2 protein-coding genes and 1 pseudogene are annotated in these 1,971 nt (G+C 42.3%); all 3 read left to right on the top strand.

Annotated features, from left to right (window positions below; translation table 11 throughout):
- Positions 1 to 118: 118 nt before the first annotated feature.
- Positions 119 to 709, top strand: a complete 591-nt coding sequence (locus tag GMD4S_RS11985; protein WP_000068127.1) for a thymidine kinase — start codon at positions 119 to 121, stop codon at positions 707 to 709.
- On the top strand, positions 706 to 1,785 hold the full coding sequence (gene prfA, locus GMD4S_RS11980) for a peptide chain release factor 1 (RefSeq protein WP_001028815.1): 1,080 nt from the start codon (positions 706 to 708) through the stop codon (positions 1,783 to 1,785). The genes GMD4S_RS11985 and prfA overlap by 4 nt, the downstream gene beginning before the upstream one ends.
- Positions 1,785 to 1,971 (top strand): annotated as a pseudogene (locus tag GMD4S_RS11975) (peptide chain release factor N(5)-glutamine methyltransferase); the annotation flags it as partial. The gene prfA and the pseudogene GMD4S_RS11975, both read left to right, overlap by 1 nt.

Here is a 1,971-nt window from a genome sequence, read left to right as displayed (position 1 = left end):
GCTTCCTCCACTAGTTTTTGATTTCTTCTATTTTACCACATTTTGCCGTTTAAAGCTTCAGAAAATTATGATATACTAGAATGTAGCAAAAATTTAGAAATGGACGTGAAATAGAAGCATGGCACAGTTGTATTATCGTTATGGGACCATGAACTCTGGTAAGACGATTGAGATTCTCAAGGTGGCCTATAACTACGAGGAGCAAGGAAAGGGAGTTGTGATTATGACTTCGGCTCTGGATACACGTGACGGTGTTGGCTATGTATCTAGTCGAATCGGTATGAAACGCCCAGCCATTGCGATTGAGGAAACGACGGATATCTTTGGTTATATCCGAGACTTACCTGAGAAACCATACTGTGTGCTAGTCGATGAGGCTCAGTTTCTCAAGCGTCACCATGTTTATGACCTTGCTCGTGTTGTTGATGAGTTAGACATACCTGTCATGGCTTTTGGTTTGAAGAATGACTTTCGCAATGAATTGTTCGAAGGTTCCAAATATCTCTTGCTTTTAGCAGATAAGATTGACGAAATCAAGACCATTTGTCAGTATTGTAAGAAAAAGGCGACTATGGTGTTGCGAACTCAAGATGGCGTGCCAGTCTATGATGGAGAACAAATTCAGATCGGTGGAAATGAAACCTATATCTCAGTCTGCCGTAAACATTATTTTGCCCCTGAAATCAATAAGGAGAATGAAGAAAAATGAACATCTATGATCAACTACAAGCTGTAGAAGACCGTTATGAAGAATTAGGAGAATTGCTCAGTGACCCTGATGTGGTATCTGATACCAAACGTTTCATGGAATTGTCCAAAGAAGAGGCTTCCACTCGCGATACGGTAACAGCCTACCGTGAGTACAAACAAGTCCTTCAAAACATCGTTGATGCCGAAGAGATGATTAAGGAGTCAGGCGGAGATGCGGACTTGGAAGAAATGGCCAAGCAAGAATTAAAAGATGCCAAGGCTGAAAAAGAAGAATACGAAGAAAAATTGAAAATCTTGCTCCTTCCAAAGGATCCAAACGATGACAAGAACATCATCCTTGAAATTCGTGGAGCGGCTGGTGGTGACGAAGCGGCACTTTTCGCCGGAGATTTGCTAACTATGTACCAAAAGTATGCGGAAGCCCAAGGCTGGCGCTTTGAAGTCATGGAAGCTTCTATGAATGGTGTCGGTGGTTTCAAGGAAGTGGTTGCTATGGTTTCTGGTCAATCTGTATATTCTAAGCTTAAGTACGAATCAGGTGCCCACCGTGTGCAACGTGTCCCTGTGACAGAAAGCCAAGGTCGTGTCCACACTTCAACTGCGACAGTTCTTGTTATGCCTGAAGTCGAAGAAGTAGAATACGATATTGATCCAAAAGACCTTCGTGTTGATATCTACCACGCATCTGGTGCTGGTGGTCAGAACGTCAATAAGGTTGCGACTGCCGTGCGTATCGTTCACTTGCCAACCAATATCAAGGTTGAGATGCAGGAAGAACGTACCCAGCAGAAAAACCGTGAGAAGGCCATGAAAATCATCCGTGCGCGTGTTGCTGACCACTTTGCACAAATTGCCCAGGATGAACAAGACGCTGAACGTAAGTCTACTATCGGTACTGGTGACCGTTCAGAACGTATTCGTACATATAACTTCCCACAAAACCGTGTCACAGACCACCGTATTGGCTTGACTCTCCAAAAACTAGATACCATCTTGTCTGGTAAATTGGATGAAGTTGTGGATGCCTTGGTTCTTTATGACCAAACACAAAAATTAGAAGAATTAAACAAATAATGAAATTAGCTCAATTATTTTCAGATTTTGAAGAAGAGTTGGTTAGACAAGGAGAGGAAGCTGAAAGCCTCTCTTTTGTCTATCGTAGCCTAAAAAATCTCTCTTTTACGGACTTTGTCTTTGCTCTTCAGCAGGAAGTGACAAAAGAGGAAGAAAATTTTGTAGAAGAAATTTACCAGCAGTTAG

It is taken from the genome of Streptococcus sp. GMD4S (assembly GCF_000296955.1).
This window is presented reverse-complemented; position numbering and strand designations above follow the sequence as displayed.

Coding starts and splice junctions, on each gene's coding strand:
- prfA (WP_001028815.1), top strand. CDS start 706: ATGAACATCTATGATCAACTACAAGCTGTAGAAGACCGTTATGAAGAA.
- GMD4S_RS11985 (WP_000068127.1), top strand. CDS start 119: ATGGCACAGTTGTATTATCGTTATGGGACCATGAACTCTGGTAAGACG.